A 16,234-nucleotide genomic window follows, 5' to 3' on the forward strand; every position below is an offset into this window, starting at 1 on the left:
CGGCGATCGCTGCTTACTATCGTGCGATTGGCGAAGAAGCGGAGTAAGGTATGCCAAAGCCACTTGATCCCAAATGTCAGCTATGTGCCAAGTTACCAACAACTCAAGCCAAAGTTTTACATGGAACAGCAGGGGACGGGTGTTGGAATCCACGCATTTGCCACAATCGCCGCTCATTCTATCGCCACCGCTCCTTTCATAATTCAGCAGAAATTGATTCAGTAACAGTCGAACCACCAGCAACATATTTTGCAGTGTTGTATCTATATAAAGAACCGGGGGATAAACCATTACACGCCTTGGGCGCAGAACTCTGGCTGGGGCAAAAACCTGTTTGCCGCTTAGAACCAATTCACTGCTTTGGGCTAACGGCTGGTAAGATACGCGCCTATACAGATCAGGTGTTGCAGGCTTTTGCCAAACAATACGGTGTTTCGCTCTATCAATATAAAGATATGTTTGAGATTACCTCAAGCTACTGCCCAGTGCGACCCTGCCCGTTACACCCACAATCCTAGAGATGACCACATACCGCCAATTAACAATCTGGGATGTGCTTGATGAGTTGTCCGAATCTCCACCAACTTCTTCTCTTGATGCAGTATGGCAGTGCTTGGATACAGAACTGCATAATTTACCTATTGAAACCCAATTATCAACCGCAGGTATTGCCTTTAGTCAAATTGCGGATATTCTTAAGTCTCGTGCCGAAGTGCTGTTGCAAGATACCCGCGATCGCAATAACCCAAAGGGGCCAATTGTTAGCACCGATCTCTTTGCTGGTTTAGTGCGGACAACAATGCACCTAGATTTAGATGATTTGATTGAACCGCAAACACCACAAACCTTTAAAGCACATGGCCCACACCAATTTTCATATCTTACTGAGTTGGGTGATTCTGTAGTAGCACCTGTTGAAAAAGCGAATGTTTTGGCAATGCTCGATGAGGTGACAACTTTAGAAGATGTCCGCAATTTGGCATCAGATGAGGATGTTCAAAAATGGCAGAGCGCGATCGCTAACTACCTGATAAATGTCAAAGATGAGATTTCTTTAGTTAAACTGCAACGTGTGTTGCAAATGCCGATGGTGGAGGTCTGGTTAGGATTGTTGCTTGGTGGTTTTACATTGGAGCAGCGTGGTGATTTTTATAATAATTGGAATATTTGGGTGAAAAGTTCTCCAATTACTACCAGTAACCTCGTTTAAATTTTGAATTGTTTTGACTTCGTTACCACTACAATATAGATATAACTTTGGCTCAAAAGCAATCAACAAAATCAAACATAAATTCACCAAAAGTCAGATGATTCGCATCCTTGTTGCGGCTTTCAAGTCATGAGTTTGCCTCTCTAATCAGGCGGTAATTCACTCCACCAAAAACATTGATTGCTTGCCCATGAATAGCACGCGATTGGTGTGAAGCTAAAAATAATACCACATCTGCAACTTCTTCAGGCTCCATAAAGTAAGTGTCATTAACAGAGTTACCATCTGCTTCCTTTAGCTGTTTACCCATGTCAGTTTTCACCCCAGCCGGACACAGTGCATTCACCCTGACTCCATATTGCTTCGCTTCCGAAGCTAATGCTTCCATAAAACCAACTATTGCAAATTTACTAGCACAATATGCAGCGTTGTATGCATAGCCTTGTTTGCCTGAATCAGAAGATATCAGTATGATGTTGCCTTCTTGTCGAGCATATAATGTCGGTAGTACCGCTTTGGATGTCAGGAACACGCCAAGTAAATTTACATCTAGCATTGCCTGGAATTCAGTTCGTGGCAAGTCAGCTACAAAATAGCGGCGTTGAATACCTGCATTTGCCACCAAAATATCGATCTTACCAAAACTGACAAGTGTTTGCTCTACCATCTCAACCACCGACTGTTCTTGAGTTACATCAGTTATCAAAGCAATTGCTTTTCCACCAATCGCCTTAATTGCGTCAGCACTCAACCTGGCTAACTGCTCTGACTTCTCAGCAATCACAATATGTGCGCCCTCAGCAGCAAAGGCAAGCGCAATTGCCCTACCAATCCCCCTCCCAGCACCTGTAACTATCACAACCTTACTTTCAAGCTGCTTTGACACTCAATAAATTCCTTTGATAATATCTTGTCTATTACCTTACCTTGGTCTGTTTGTAGTTACACAATATTCGGTAAACTCATTCACTTGTGCTGCTTCCAATCAATCTTGTACTCTCTCTCAACAGTTGCCAGCAGTTTCGACTGCAAAGATGAAAGATACGGTTTGGCTTGTTTCCCCAAACCCTGCAACAGCCAATCTACAGAAGAGTCACGGCTGGCCACTTGATGCAACTGCTGTAACCTCACGCATAGCTGCTGCATGAATTGGCAATCTTCATCAAGTAATTCCAGTGATTTCAGATGCTCGATTTTTACGGTGTAGTCGCCGTCCCAGGTCTGGACTGTACAACTGTATTCGCCAACATGGCTGACTACTCCCCAATAACCCGCTTTACCTCTCAAGTCTGGGTTATCCTTTGGCAAGAGAACGCATATCTCCCCAACGTGGTGAGGATTGGGTACTTTCGTCCTTTCACGTATCCTATCCACAACATCTTTCACTATGCGACCAGATGGAATCTTATTGCCAGCTTGCTCTACTGCCTGTTGCCATACATCCGCTTGCACAGCCGGTTCCAACTCTGCTTTCGCCAAAAAACGCAATTGTCGTTCGTTGGTCGGCATTGGAATTTGCCGACCATTGGTCGGCAAAAACTTTTGAAGATTCTCATAAACCACAGTCGCCGAAATCTTCAAGTAAGCCGCATCACGACTATAATTGAAGCGATCTCGGCAATACTCCTCAAAAGTACGGTGCGTGGAACGGTATAGCCGTTTGTCTCTCAACTCCATTAGCGCCTGACCCGCTTCTAAAAATGCACGTTCTACACGGCGTTCTAAGTTCAAGCGATCGCTTTGTTCTTCGGGGGTCAACTCTAAAACTTCAACAGCCGTTACCGTGATAGTTGCTGAAGCTGGATTTTCGTGCGAAGAAGGATCTTTTTTTGCAGAGTTGGTGGCTGGCTTTGGTTCGCCAGATGCCGGAGGAGCAGCTTCCTTGCGTCTGGATGGGGGTTTGTTCATTATTCCACCTCCAGGCTGACAGCAGTCGAACAAATATTGAATTGTGTCATCATGGAATATATGTTTTTTATCTGTACCCCCAACCTGTGCCAAGGATGGGGTTTTCCATTGCTTTTTATATTTTGCAGTCTTAAGGCACTACCAAATATAAAACTCATTAAAAAATCTCATAGACCAATTATCAAAAAAAACACCACACTAGAGCCACCACAACAACAAAATACTGTTTGGGCGTATTCTAGGAATACCCTCTTCAATACACGCGTAAAACAACGGCTAATGCTTGATTATTTGACAGAGAGTATTGGATTTGGGGTGACTATATAAATCTCATCTAGGTTGAAACCCGTAGTTTTTCCGTATCGGGTTTGAGATGAGTTGTAACCCACACTCGATATTGAGTTTTATTTAGAATGAAGGGGCTGATTTAAATTTTTTGAGCAAAGAAAAGAACCGATAAATAGGGTTTAGTAACATATCCTCCGTGAGCATTTAATATCTGTATAATTGCATTAGAGAAATCCTGCTTTTCAGTTTCAGTAAATTCTTGATAAGCAGTTTGAGTTTTCAGAAGACCTAGATATCGCTCTGCATCATAATTAATAGACCAAGGATATTGTTTGACCACTAGGTTTTTGAAACAAAAGCTATTTAATATCCAGTTTTCTCTCTTTTTTATTAGTGATTCAACTGAGGATGCTTTAGCATCATATATTGTTGTAGGCACATATTTTTGAAACGTTTCTTTAAGCGCTTTAAATATTGAAGTATCTGGTAAAATAGAGAAATTCCAAAAAAACGCAATATAACCTTTTTCTTTTAAAGCTTGTGCAACTTTTGGATACCCTTTTTCACGATTTACCCAATGAAAGGCTTGGGCAGATATTGCTAAATCAAAGGCGCTTGGGCGTAAGTTCCAATCCTCTAAAGTAACTGTTTCAAATGTCACCTTTGGATATAAACGCATATTTTGAGATGCTATTGCAATAAGTCTTTCACCTGGCTCTAAACAGCAGATAGCATAGCCCTTTTCAGCAAATGGAACAGTTCCCTTACCTGTCCCTGTTCCAATATCTAAAATTGAAGCTGAATCTGGAAGATTAGTCATCTCAATTACATCTTCAATCAATTGAGATGGATAGCTAGGCCGTGCTGCATCATAGATTTCTGCAACTTCATTAAAGGACTCACTACGTTTTCTGTTCATCACTGATAAGTCCACAAACGTATTTTACTCCCGATCACTTTTGCTCGGATTTTAGAGAATATTAACAGTTTTACCACTAGATAAAAGCCTCTGTCTCCAATCCAATTTGACAAGACGCTACCGCTACTACTAATCTGTATAATTGGTAATTATTCGGGTGCAGGGTGCAAGTCTGTACTAAAAATAATTCAGATACCAACCGAAAAACTTTTACCATAATTTATGACAAAAGCTTTATCCTGGTTTATTAAGGGCAGCACCTTGTTTTGTCTATTGCCTTGGGAGCCAATTGCGGCACAAATTGTTCCCGATGCAACCCTAAGAGTCAACTCCAGCGTCACACAAGAGGGTAATAATACCAGTGCGATAACGGGAGGAACCCAAGCCGGAAGCAATTTGTTCCATAGCTTTGGACAGTTTTCTGTACCCACAGGAAGCACAGTCTACTTCAAAAATACCCCAGACATCCAAAACATTTTGACAAGAGTGACGGGTAGCTCAATATCTAATATTGATGGTTTAATTCGAGCTAATGGCATAGCCAACGTATTTCTTATTAATCCCAATGGGATTATTTTTGGCCCGAATGCTTCACTGAACATTGGCGGCTCGTTTTTCGGCACTACTGCTAGTAATATTAAATTTGCTGATGGCATCTCCTTCGATGCTAAACCCATTAGTGGTGCAGAACCTCTGTTGACAGTGAGTGTGCCTGTGGGATTAGGATTTGGGACAAATGCTGGAAATATTCGCGTCTTTGGAGACGGGCAAGGTATAAGAAAAACTTCAGACCTCATAGATACTAGTTCTGGTCTGCGCGTGCAGCCAAATCAAACCTTAGCTTTGGTGGGTGGTGATATAGTACTCTCACGCGGAACGCTTAAAACAACAGGGGGACAAATTGAATTAGGCAGCGTGGCTGGAGCGGGTTTGGTCAACCTGGTTCCTACAGATAAAGGCTGGACGTTGGCATATTCAGGCATCTCAGCCTTTGGAGAGATCCAGTTGTCTGGAGCAGCAGCAGTTGATGCCAGTGGTGATGGTGGTGGCAATATTCAAATACAAGCCATGAAGCTAATGCTAGATGGTGGTTCTCAAATTGAGTCCAGCACATTACGAGCAGGAACGGGAGGAACATTGAAAATCAATGCTTCAGATTCAGTGAACCTGGTGGGATTACCAGAAGTTGATTCGTTTTTCAACACTGGTATATCGAGCCTAGTTTACCCAAGAGCTACCGGATCTGGTGGCAACATCAATATTAAAACTGGGCGGTTAAATGTCCGGGATGGAGCAGGGATCGCTGCTGGTACGTATGGCTTTGGAAATGCTGGTTCTATAGAGGTCTTAGCTCATGATTCAGTGGAAGTGCTGCGAAAACCAACAGCGAATGCAGGCAGTTCCATAACAAGTTTGGCCCAACGAGGATCTACCGGATCTGGCGGTAACATCAAGATTGAAACTGCGCGGTTAAGTCTACGCTCTGGAGGAGTGATATCATCAGGCACATTTGGGCAGGGTTCGGGAGGCAACGTATCTATAACTGCTAACGAAGAAGTGCAAGTAACCGGAAAGTCATTAACTGGTAATTCTCCTAGCAGAATATCAGCTCGAACTGGAGGAACTGGAAAGGCCGGAAATCTGACAATCGAAGCAGAACGATTAACTGTCACTGATGGTGGGAGAGTAAATATTGGTGGTGAAAAAATTCCAAAAAATCTCAACTTTCAGCCAGGACAAGGAAATGCAGGAACCCTCCGAATCAACGCAGACAGTATCAATCTAGACAGAGGTACTATCACAGCTGGCACAGAGGGCGGCACAAAGGGCGAAGGAGGCGACATTTTCTTACACTCTGGTGACTTAAAATTACGTGACAGTATCATTACTGCGACTGCTGGGGGTAATGGCGACGGCGGCAACATCACTATCAACACAGATATCCTAGTTGCAATAAAAAATAGCAGCATCACCGCAAATGCCTTTGAGGGTCGTGGTGGAAATATCACAATTAATGCTAAGGGACTATTCTTTTCCCTTAATAGCTTAATAACAGCTAGTTCCAAGTACGGAATTAACGGTACTGTTCAATATAACATCGCTGATACTAACATTTACCCTACTCAACTAAAAGCAGAAGTAATTCCAATAACTCCTGAAATCACCCCAGTTTGTCAGGCACGAGCAGGCACAGAAGTAAATAGTTTTCGAGTTAGTAGTACTCGCAATCTCCAATCTAAGCCTAACAACCTGATGTCTAACAATGTTGAGCAAAGTAACTCTGTTCCAGTTCCAGCTTTGAATAATTCAGATGATTCAAAATCATTAATAAGTAACCAAGGTACACAAATCATAGAAGCCAACGTTTTGATTCGGGATTCTCAAGGAAATTTAGTTTTGACGACAGACCAAGCAAATCCAACGTGGGATAATGCTTCACTGTCTGCAAGTTCTTGTTTTTCAGGATCTCCGTGGTAAAAACATATAAAAATGATCTCACTTCAATGTCGCTTTAAATATCTTTTCTCAGGCATTCTAGGGCTGTCTCTAATTTTAATTCAATCATCTTCCCCTGCCCAGACTGTAAAAAAAGAAAAAGAATTTCTCAAAAATCAAGCGGTATCCCTGACTTCTTCAGGTCAGGAACAATTAGCTCTAGACCGTGCGGATGAAGCTTTAAAAACTTGGCAGGAATCTACGAAAATTTATCGCCAACTAAACGATCAAGAGGGAATTACGGAAAGCCTGATTAATCAAAACCTTGCTTTCCAAGCATTAGGATTACACAAACAAGCTTGCAATATACTTTTAGAAGCTTTAAAGTTGAATACAAATCTAGGTCTTTGTGACACGACTTTGCAACAACCCGCTCTTGCTCAAAAAGAGCAACTGACGACATTAATTGGTAAGGAGAAACCAACATCAGTTAACTTGCTTGGATTACAGAATCTAGGAGATGTCTTGCGGATTTTAGGTCAGTTAAATGAATCTGAAACAGTTCTACAAGAAACATTAACGCTAGCAAAACTTGTATCTTCATCAAAGATTAGTGGTATCTATCTGTCTTTAGGTAATATTGAACAGACAATTTATCAGCAATTGCAAGATAAATATTCTTGGATAGAGGAACCACTTTTTCGAGAGCAGATTGCTAATATTATTCCACAAAAGGCGCAAAAATCACTCTTGTATTACCAAATACTAGAAAACATACCAAATATCTCGAAATCAGCTAAACTGCAAGCTCAATTGAATCATTTGACTTTACTGATAAGTTTTGAAAAATGGCTCAGTAATCAACCAAATCAAGCGAACCTTTATCAGAAAGTTAATCAACAGATCCGAGTATTAGTAAATAAAATAGATGAAAATTCTTCTGCCTTTTTGGAGTTATCACCTGAGCCATCTATTCATGCTCGGTTGAATTTTGCTAATAACCTCATTCAGATCCCAGATGAACAATTGAAATCAGTAGCGATTCGATATACTAATTTAGCTTTGAAAATGGCTGAAACTATTAATAGTATCCGATGGTTATCCTATAGTTTTGGTACTTTGGGTAGAGTATCAACTCAAACAGAACAAAAACAGGCATATTTTCAGAAGGCTTTAGGATTAGCTCAATCAATTCGGGCTTCGGATATCGCCTACCAATGGCAGCAGCAGTTAGGACTGATTTACCAAAAGCAGGGAAAAACTGAGTTAGCGATTCAGAACTATAATGCTGCAATCGCAAACATGACTTCAGTGCGTGATAGTCTTTTGTCAACTAACGGAGATTTGCAGTTCTCTTTTCAGTCAGAAATGGAGCCGACATATCGTAATTATATGCGATTGCTCTTAACATCACCTAATCCTGATTTAAAAAGAGTAATAGAGATAAATGAAGGATTGCAGATAGCACGGTTAGAAAACTTTCTCAGATGTGGCAAGCTTGACCTTGTTGCTTTGAATCAGCTTCAGAACCTCAATAGCGCCCCAACAGTAATTCACATTATTGATTTAGGGGATACTATAGAAGTAATTGCTCAGTCAACAGATGGCTCACTTCACCACCATTCTATTGAATCTAAACTAGTTCGATTCCAGATAGATCATCTTTTAGAAGCTTTACAAAATGAAAAACTTTCTGAAGTAGGCGAAAGTAGCATTACTTCTTCTTCTCAAGGAATTTATGAAAAGCTAATTGCACCAATTAAAACATATCTACCCCCATCAGGAACACTCGTATTCACTTTAGATAAATCTTTCCAAAGCATACCAATGGCATTGTTATATGATGGAAAACATTATCTAATAGAGCGTTACAGTATTGCAGAAACTTTAGGTTCCAGAATTAGACAGCCTAAAGTCTTGCATGAAAACCAGATGATAGCTTTAATAGCTGGACTATCAAAACTAAGCCCCAGTTCTATAGATCCAAATGCACCTAAAAATATGGAGATTTTGCTCCCATCTAAACAAGAAATAGAAAATGTAGAAAAACAAACTAAATCGTCAGTTGCCTTGTTAGACAAGAAGTTTACCCTTAAAAGGTTTAAAGAAGAACTAACTCAAAATAATTTTCCTATTGTACATATTACTACCCACGGTCAATTTAGTTCTGACCCACTCAAAACAGTACTGGTTGCCTATGACAAGCTAATTAATATTAGGGACTTTGACAGCTTAATCAGAGGTAAAACTGAAAATAGTCAAGATGCAATTGAGTTACTTGTTCTCAGCGCCTGCGAAACAGCTAAAGGCAACAAGCAGTCAGCAATGGGTATTGCAGGAATGGCTGCTACCGCAGGAGCGCGTAGTACTGTTGCTACTTTGTGGCGCGTGGATGCCGATTCTACCGCTTTGCTTATGCAAGAATTTTATAAAGGTTTGAACAATGGCTTGCCTAAAGCAGAAGCACTACGTCAGGCGCAATTGAGTTTACTGTCAAATCCTAAATATAAGAAGGCTTATTATTGGGGTGGGTTCCTCTTGGTTGGAAGCTGGTTGTAAAATTCCACTGATTTTAGCCCTGATTGGGCTTTTTGTAACTCTTTGGAATTCTTACTGCTTTTCGCTAACTCAGCTGCCTTGATGTATTCGAGTTTCGCCTCCTTTGGCAACTTGGCCAAGAGATAGCGATCGCCCAGTACTCTGTAAAGAGTCGGATTTTGGCTATTAGTTGCTGTTGCCATTTTTAACATCTCAATTGTTTCATTTAAAAGATTTTCTGCCGTATAAATAGCATCTACGTCAAGAATAGTTTCATCTGGAGGTAGCCCTAAGTCTTTGATGCGTTTAATCTTTTGTGCAATTTGTTCTTGCTTTGCTACAGACAATACGTCCACAAACGTTTCATCATAGCTAAAAGCCTCACCATCTTTATAAGCAAAAACATATATTGTATATGGAGTCCCAGGTTGAAATTCTTTTTCATCACCTGGGTAGGCAAGCCGAGTTTGATTTACAACTTTTTCCCACCCAAACTCGTAACTTTTTACTTTGACTTTGTAAGAAGTAGCACCTTTAACAGGAGTCCAAGTTATTTCTGGACGGGAATTCAATGTTGATGTGCTATGAGGAGAAATGATTGTTGGCTCATCGCTCCCTTCTGTGCCACCTTTTCGTATGTGACACGCATTAGTATTGGTTGGATTGCAAGTAGATAAGGTTTCGTCAGGTTCGGCACATTTATCAAGAGGAATAGTTCCACTAGATAATTTTAAAATGTTTCCAGAACTAAAGCATAAAAATTCTACATAATCACCATTCACAACTTCTATTGTATCTCCCTTACAAATTAAGCTCCCTGCTGACAAGTGCTTGTTACCCTTACTTATTATCCTTCCCATTTGTGGATCACAATGAACCTGATTTCTTCTTACTCTTATGAGCGGTACATTTGCTAGCAATGGTAGATGAATTAGTATTAGAGAATTTAAACAGCACATTCCCCCAAAAAACATCAGCTTTTTCATTGTTTTACAAACATAATTTGTTTGAGCATCTTATCATTTATCAAGTATCCGATCTAGCAGTTCTTGTCTCCAGCGAAACACCTCTGGTAGGCTAGATTTAGTCAAGATACAAGCATCTATATAAGCTCTGGCGTAATTAAGTTGACCTAATGATTCTTCTATTTGAGATAGCAAACAATATGCATCTGTTCTTTCGCTATCTAACTTTGTCGCTTTTTCTAGATACTTTTCGGCTTCAGTTAACTTATTTTCCATTAACCTTGCCCATCCTAAATCTTTATACAACGATGCTTGTAATTCCCGATTGTTAGTTTTCTGCAAACCTTTTAAAGCTAAACTAGCTGCTGCTCTATAATCCCCCTTTTTATTTTTCAACCTTGCTAAAGCTGCAACGGCAAATATAGCTTGATCGCTACTTCTAATAGCAATTTCATATTGCTTTTCTGCTAAACCATATTCTCCCTGTCCATCATAAAAATCACCTAATCCGTAATGTGATTCCCATTTGTTAGGTTTTAACTTAAAAATTATTTCGTAAGTTTTGTTAACACAATTATAGTCGTATAACTGCTGACACGCAATTGCTAAATTATTATACGCAGTATCGTCTTTCGGGTTGTACTTTATAGCTAGTTCGTAATTTTTTCTAGCAATATTAGGGTCATTTTGATGCTGTAAACCCTTCTCAAAGTAAAAATTTGAGACTGAATTATTTAAATCATGTCCATAGTTTATTGCTCTTTGAAAGTCTTTTTCAGCATCAGCAATCCTATTTTCTTTATAAGCTTCTTTACCTTGATTTAAAAAATAATCTGCTACTGTGTATTTTAAGCTAGTATTCAAATATATTGCTTTTTTAAAATCGTTCTCAGCTTGGTCAATTTGATTTTCTTTATAAGCTTTTTTACCAGAATCTAAATAATATTTTGCTGCTAGAGGTAGTGATGCATATATCAAACCAACAATACTTAATAAACCTAATACAAACACACTCAGTTGAAACGGCTTTGATTTAATTACTCGATTAAACTTTGATTGATTAGGTAAGCGCTCCAAACGCTGTATTATTATTTGAGTACTTTGTGGGCGCTGCCCAACAAAAGGAGCCATCATATCATCAAGTAAATCAGCCAGAAATTTATCTATGTGAAGTGCTTTATCTCTCCAAATTAGTCTTCCTGTCTGCTCGTCCATTTTGATTTCAATTAAAGAAATACCTGTGACTAAGTAAACAAAAGTTCTACCTAAAGCGTAAAAGTCTGACTGTGGTACGGCTTGTCCATGAATTTGCTCTAAGGGAGAGTAACAAGCTGTCCTAACAGCAGTTATTTCGTAACCATTACCGAATCCTGTAGTAGTTCCTCCACTGGTACTAACTTTGGCAAAGTAGGTTCTACTAAGCTGTCTTGCTCCACCAAAATCAACAAGTGCTAAATTCCCATCGGGTTGATGAACAATGTTTTCTGGTTTGATATCTCTGTGGAAGAAACCAGACCGATGAACTAAATCAAGAATCTCCATCAACTGCAATAACCATTCATAAGCCATTTCTTGGCTAATCCGTCCATAAGATTGTACCCACTGAGTTAAATTCTCTCCTTCAAACTTATGCATAACTAGACAATGTAGTTCTAGAAGATTATCATTCAGCCTAAATGTGAAATAATCTTCCCTATTAGACTTGGGAATTCCAGGATGGTCTAAGATTTGTAATATGAGTGATTCTCTTTTAAGTAGTTCAACTAACTTAGAATCATCAATCCATCTTAATACTTTCATTACTCTTATTTGAGGCTGAGGATGTTCTTCTGTGCCAATATCCTCAATTTCAAAGACATCTGTGTAAGTATATGGATTTTGATCCAAAGAACGCAACGGGCGTAGCAAACGAATACGCCCGTTTATTATCAATGGATTTCCACATGCTAAACAATTTTCAGCGCTATCAGGATTATAACGTTGGGTACAAAGAGGATTTATGCAGTAGCCCACAAGGTAACTTCCCTTGTTTGTATTGTATCTGGTATTTTATGCACTAATCCCAATGGATCAACTAAAATATACTTCTTAATAGATGCTTGTAAACTATAACTAGCTTCTCGTTTGTTTGATTTACCAGCAATTTCAATTAACGAGCGTTGTTCTAAAACTTCTATGGCTGTTATTAGTTCAAAAACTGACAACTTGAAATCTACTCGCTCTTTTAAATTATCAATGAGTTTAGAGAATTGAATAGGAGTCGAGCTTTCTGACATTTCTTCTGCCAAATAAATCATTATTTGCCTTTGAAGATTACTTAAAAGTCCAACTTGTCCAAATTGCTGATGTAGCATTGTTTCAAGTTGAGGATCAATCATAGTAGTTTGATATCTAAAAAATGTTTTCACACTCCCCTCAAAAAAGCGATTAATTCTATCAGCCAACGCTTCTAAACTTGATGGATTACCAGAATAATTTTCAATTAATCGCTTACATTCCTGTCCAGTTAAACCTTTTTCTTGTAATATTTGCATTCCAGCGTTTACATCTAAACCTTCTAATTTGAAAGAGCGAATAGGTAGTCTTGTAGTCACAGAAGCAAATTCTTTTAAAGGCAACTGACTTGTTATAATAATACAGCTTTCATGCTTCCCTTCTGTAAGTTTTAAAAGGAATTTTTCATATTGTAATCTTTTTCCAAAATCATCAGCTAACAATAGCTTTTCAAATCCATCAATTACTAGTAGACAACGATGTAAGTGAAGCTGTTTTGATAGTAAAGATATGCTATCTATAAAAGAGTTTTCACTTGCTTCTATGTCTACTTCAAAATTTTTATTTAAATCAATGACTAACTCATCAATTGACAAAGAATGATTAATTGTTTTCCAGATTATACATTCATATATACTACTTGAAGAATCAAAAATTATTTCTTCAACCAATCTAGAGGCTAATAAAGTTTTTCCTATTCCTCCAACTCCAGTAAAAACTATACAGCGTTCTTTAAATAGAGTAATTTGTTTCTTAAAATAGTTAATTTCATCCTTTCGTCCATAAAAAGATTTTATTTTAGGTAGTTCCCCATAAATTCTAATATTGCCAACGAAACTATCGTTATCCAATCTGGATGCCTCTTCCTTCAGATAATCGCTTTTTGCTAGCTTAAGCAAAATAGATTTCAAAGATATTTTTGTTACTTTCACTCCATCACCAATAATTACTGAAAGCATACTCCATAGTGGTGGAGCTACTTTCTGCTGCAAATAGTATGCGTTATACCCCGAATCACTTGCCATCTCTTTATAATCTTTACTATCCCAAACTCCGTTAATAAGAACTTTTTCTACTTCTGTTAAATACCTTCCCGTAGATTGAAACACTTGTTCTTCTAATACAGCTAATACTCTTTTTACGTCTAAAACTTGGCTTGAATTCATGCCGACTTTCCCTTACGTAAGTAGGTATATACAAAGTTATATTTTATTCCTTACTACTTAAAACATCTACAAAATTTACAATTATTAACTGAAGCTAGGTTCTCAAATTACCTTTCTAGGCTATATTGATTTAAATGCTACATCTTAATAAGGAGATTTAACGCATCTCTAGTACACTATCCGGTCTAGCTTGAGCATAAAAGTGTGAAAGAAGTTGACCAACGTCAACCAAGGAACACCGCCTGGGGGTATTTTTGATCACTGATTAACTCAATGGGTTTGTTTTGAAAAGCTTGTGTTTAGGTATCTTAACCTAAACCAAATATCTTCTGCGAATACGTTTGAATGAAAGCTCTTACCTCGACCGAGTAAGATGACCAGAACTTCTGTAAAATCAAGCTAATTGAAAGGAGGCATGGAGGTGAAGATACAACAGTACGACTCTTTAATGCAGAAAACGCCACTAAGGAGTCGCGCTTTCTACGTATTGCAAATTTCATATTGATCTAGAGCGGGTTTGATCTCGAAGGAACAAAAAAAGTTGTCGCTAAAGTTTGGCCACTGGTGCGACTACTAAATTGTCCGAGAGTTTTTACCGCGCTACCAGATCCATTATAGGGTCTGCCGCCAGGAAAGTCCATTCCCTGCGGTGTGTTTTTGCTGTCGAAATTCATAAATTTTAGGTAAAGTTAAGTTTGGTTAAGAAATATTCCGAATTTTGTAGTTAAAAGCAGTAGTAGCGCGAATAACAGTTACCAGTTGGGAGTAGAGTCCAAGATTAGATAACTGATAACTGATACAACCCCCTCTGAACTTGTCAACCGAGTTATCAGGGGAAAATATCATGACAAACAGAGAACGCCCCAATAGTGCAGTGTTAGAGCGCATGGGGTTGAGTGCAGCTTTCGCACGGCAATTTTGTGCTGTGACGAAGGGAAATTTTCGGAATATCCAGGCTAGAGCAAGAGTTTCGCAGCTTGAAAGAGTTCTCTCTAAGGAATTCCCAGGGGAGAACCGATGAACACAGTGACAACTGAATATCCAAATAATCTCACGGCTGCCCAATACCATGAGTTAACAGTTGGTAGCGCCATTCATCCAGCGTTGATTAAGCCCAACTTCTTCCACATCGAGGGAGAAACAATTTACGACTACCTGTTCATCTCTGATAAAATTCCACGCAAGAATGCAGGTCGGGTCACGGATGGATACATAAAAATGTATCAGCATCTATTACTGGGAGGGACGTGGATTCAATCACTTGACCCCTTCAAAAACTGGCAACCTATGGAGTGGGGAAGGATTAAGCCCAACTTCCCGCGCTTTGATTGGGAAAAAGGTAAGCCAATAAAGTACGAGTCGCCGCCCAAGACAGCAAACCGCGTTACCTATTTTGATGTTCCCAACTGTATTTTAAATCTTGTTGCACGGCGCTATAACGTTTCCGATACTGCACAAGTGCTTTTTGCAAATCGTGGGAAAAAGCTTTGGGTTAAAAGTCGAAAGAAGAGAATTCGCAATGGGGTTCTGTTGCCTTGGCTCTTGCAACTAGGACAAACTACGGCAATCCTAACGCAAATCGCCCAGTTAAGTTACCGAGTAGCACTATGCAGAAAAGGCATACTTAATCCCCTAATGTTTTGGTCAGGGGTTGGACAGCACAAAGAATTGAACATCGACTTTCAGCAGAAAGATTCACAAATCACCTTCTGGGAGTGGGTAAAGCAGCATCCAGAGATTCCGATTATCTTATGCGAGGGTGAGAAGAAAGCCGCTTGCTTGCTCTCTCTAGGGTTTGTGGCGATCGCTCTGCCGGGAATTTGGAATGGGCGCGTGGGCAAACAGGATTTTGATGAACGGTTGCATCCTGATTTAATGCCCTTGGCACAACCGGGGCGCAAGTTCATAATTCTTTTTGATTACGAAACGAAAGCTAAAACCAGGTGGTCGGTTTTTCAAGCTACTGTTCGCACTGCCAAAGCGATCTTAGCTGCTGGTTGTGAATGTGAAGTTGCGCTGTTACCAGGCCCAGAGAAAGGCGTTGATGATTTTGTAGTTGGTCGCGGTGTTGATGCCAATGCCCTGCTAACTGCAATTATAGATGATGCCAAATCACTTGCCGATTACCAGCGCTCGTATCGGGCTAAGAAATGGGGACTCTCTAAGTACAAACCGGATGTCACAGTCAATATTAAATATTTGACCCAGGCACTCTGCATTCCTGATTTGGAGGAAAAATGTTCAGCCGCTCCGCCACTTTACGATATTTCACAAGAGCAATTGTTCACCCCCTTGATTACAGGAGCAGGGGAGCAGGGGAGCAGAGGAGTAGGGGAGCAGGGGAGTAGGGGAGCAGAGGAGAATTTTTGTATAAATCCTTTCCCCTCTGCCCCTCTGCCCCCCTGCCCCCCTGCCCCAAAAAAATCTTTTCGTTTCCCCCAGAAAGGGCTAGTCGTACTGTGGAGCGATATGGGTACGGGGAAAACCGAGTTAATGCGCTGGTGGCGTGACCAAAACCCCGACGCTCGGT

12 protein-coding genes are annotated in these 16,234 nt (G+C 39.8%); 6 read left to right on the forward strand and 6 right to left on the reverse strand.

Features of this window, described 5'->3' with window-relative positions:
* The first annotated feature begins 50 nt into the window (after window positions 1–50).
* On the forward strand, window positions 51–518 hold the full coding sequence (locus HWQ39_RS03260; RefSeq protein WP_292841508.1) for a hypothetical protein: 468 nt from the start codon (window positions 51–53) through the stop codon (window positions 516–518).
* A 2-nt stretch (window positions 519–520) separates the two neighbouring features.
* Window positions 521–1,210 carry a hypothetical protein gene (locus HWQ39_RS03265; RefSeq protein ID WP_292841510.1) on the forward strand — a complete coding sequence of 230 codons (690 nt, stop codon included), beginning with the start codon at window positions 521–523 and terminating at the stop codon, window positions 1,208–1,210.
* 127 nt (window positions 1,211–1,337) lie between these two features.
* Here HWQ39_RS03265 and HWQ39_RS03270 read toward each other — a convergent pair whose 3' ends face one another.
* The 3 genes from HWQ39_RS03270 to HWQ39_RS03280 all read right to left on the reverse strand — a co-directional run bounded on the left by HWQ39_RS03270 (window position 1,338) and on the right by HWQ39_RS03280 (window position 4,325).
* On the reverse strand, window positions 1,338–2,096 hold the full coding sequence (locus HWQ39_RS03270) for an SDR family NAD(P)-dependent oxidoreductase (RefSeq protein ID WP_292841513.1): 759 nt from the start codon (window positions 2,094–2,096) through the stop codon (window positions 1,338–1,340).
* An 80-nt stretch (window positions 2,097–2,176) separates the two neighbouring features.
* The gene (locus tag HWQ39_RS03275; protein ID WP_292841516.1) at window positions 2,177–3,118 is read right to left on the reverse strand and encodes a hypothetical protein; all 942 of its coding nucleotides are present in this window, start codon (window positions 3,116–3,118) and stop codon (window positions 2,177–2,179) included.
* Between the two features lie 427 nt (window positions 3,119–3,545).
* Window positions 3,546–4,325, reverse strand: coding sequence for a class I SAM-dependent methyltransferase (locus HWQ39_RS03280; RefSeq protein ID WP_292841519.1), 780 nt, complete (start codon window positions 4,323–4,325; stop codon window positions 3,546–3,548).
* Between the two features lie 222 nt (window positions 4,326–4,547).
* Between HWQ39_RS03280 and HWQ39_RS03285 the strand changes: the two genes are divergently transcribed.
* Window positions 4,548–6,803 carry a filamentous hemagglutinin N-terminal domain-containing protein gene (locus HWQ39_RS03285; protein WP_292841522.1) on the forward strand — a complete coding sequence of 752 codons (2,256 nt, stop codon included), beginning with the start codon at window positions 4,548–4,550 and terminating at the stop codon, window positions 6,801–6,803.
* A 12-nt stretch (window positions 6,804–6,815) separates the two neighbouring features.
* Window positions 6,816–9,320 (forward strand): CHAT domain-containing protein, encoded by a 2,505-nt coding sequence (locus HWQ39_RS03290; RefSeq protein ID WP_292841524.1) that lies wholly within the window; start codon window positions 6,816–6,818, stop codon window positions 9,318–9,320.
* Here HWQ39_RS03290 and HWQ39_RS03295 read toward each other — a convergent pair.
* The 3 genes from HWQ39_RS03295 to HWQ39_RS03305 are packed head-to-tail and all read right to left on the reverse strand — an operon-like array spanning window position 9,281 to window position 13,704.
* A complete protein-coding gene (locus HWQ39_RS03295; protein WP_292841527.1) occupies window positions 9,281–10,285 on the reverse strand; it encodes a hypothetical protein in 1,005 nt (334 codons plus the stop codon). The two genes, HWQ39_RS03290 and HWQ39_RS03295, sit on opposite strands and share 40 nt — an antisense overlap.
* A gap of 33 nt (window positions 10,286–10,318) precedes the next feature.
* Window positions 10,319–12,277 carry a 4-Cys prefix domain-containing protein gene (locus HWQ39_RS03300; protein ID WP_366932218.1) on the reverse strand — a complete coding sequence of 653 codons (1,959 nt, stop codon included), beginning with the start codon at window positions 12,275–12,277 and terminating at the stop codon, window positions 10,319–10,321.
* Window positions 12,262–13,704 carry an NB-ARC domain-containing protein gene (locus tag HWQ39_RS03305; protein WP_292841533.1) on the reverse strand — a complete coding sequence of 481 codons (1,443 nt, stop codon included), beginning with the start codon at window positions 13,702–13,704 and terminating at the stop codon, window positions 12,262–12,264. Before HWQ39_RS03305 ends, HWQ39_RS03300 begins: the two co-directional genes overlap by 16 nt.
* Before the next feature lie 844 nt (window positions 13,705–14,548).
* On the opposite strand from HWQ39_RS03305, the gene HWQ39_RS03310 reads away from it, so the two are divergent.
* Entirely contained in the window at window positions 14,549–14,725 is a 177-nt protein-coding gene (locus HWQ39_RS03310; RefSeq protein WP_292841536.1) for a hypothetical protein, read from the forward strand.
* Window positions 14,722–16,234, forward strand: a 1,513-nt coding sequence (locus HWQ39_RS03315) for a DUF3854 domain-containing protein (RefSeq protein WP_292841539.1), incomplete at its 3' end; no start/stop codon positions are given. The genes HWQ39_RS03310 and HWQ39_RS03315, both read left to right, overlap by 4 nt.

Source organism: Nostoc sp. NMS8 (assembly GCF_017115045.1).
In the GTDB taxonomy this organism is placed as follows: Bacteria; Cyanobacteriota; Cyanobacteriia; order Cyanobacteriales; family Nostocaceae; genus Nostoc.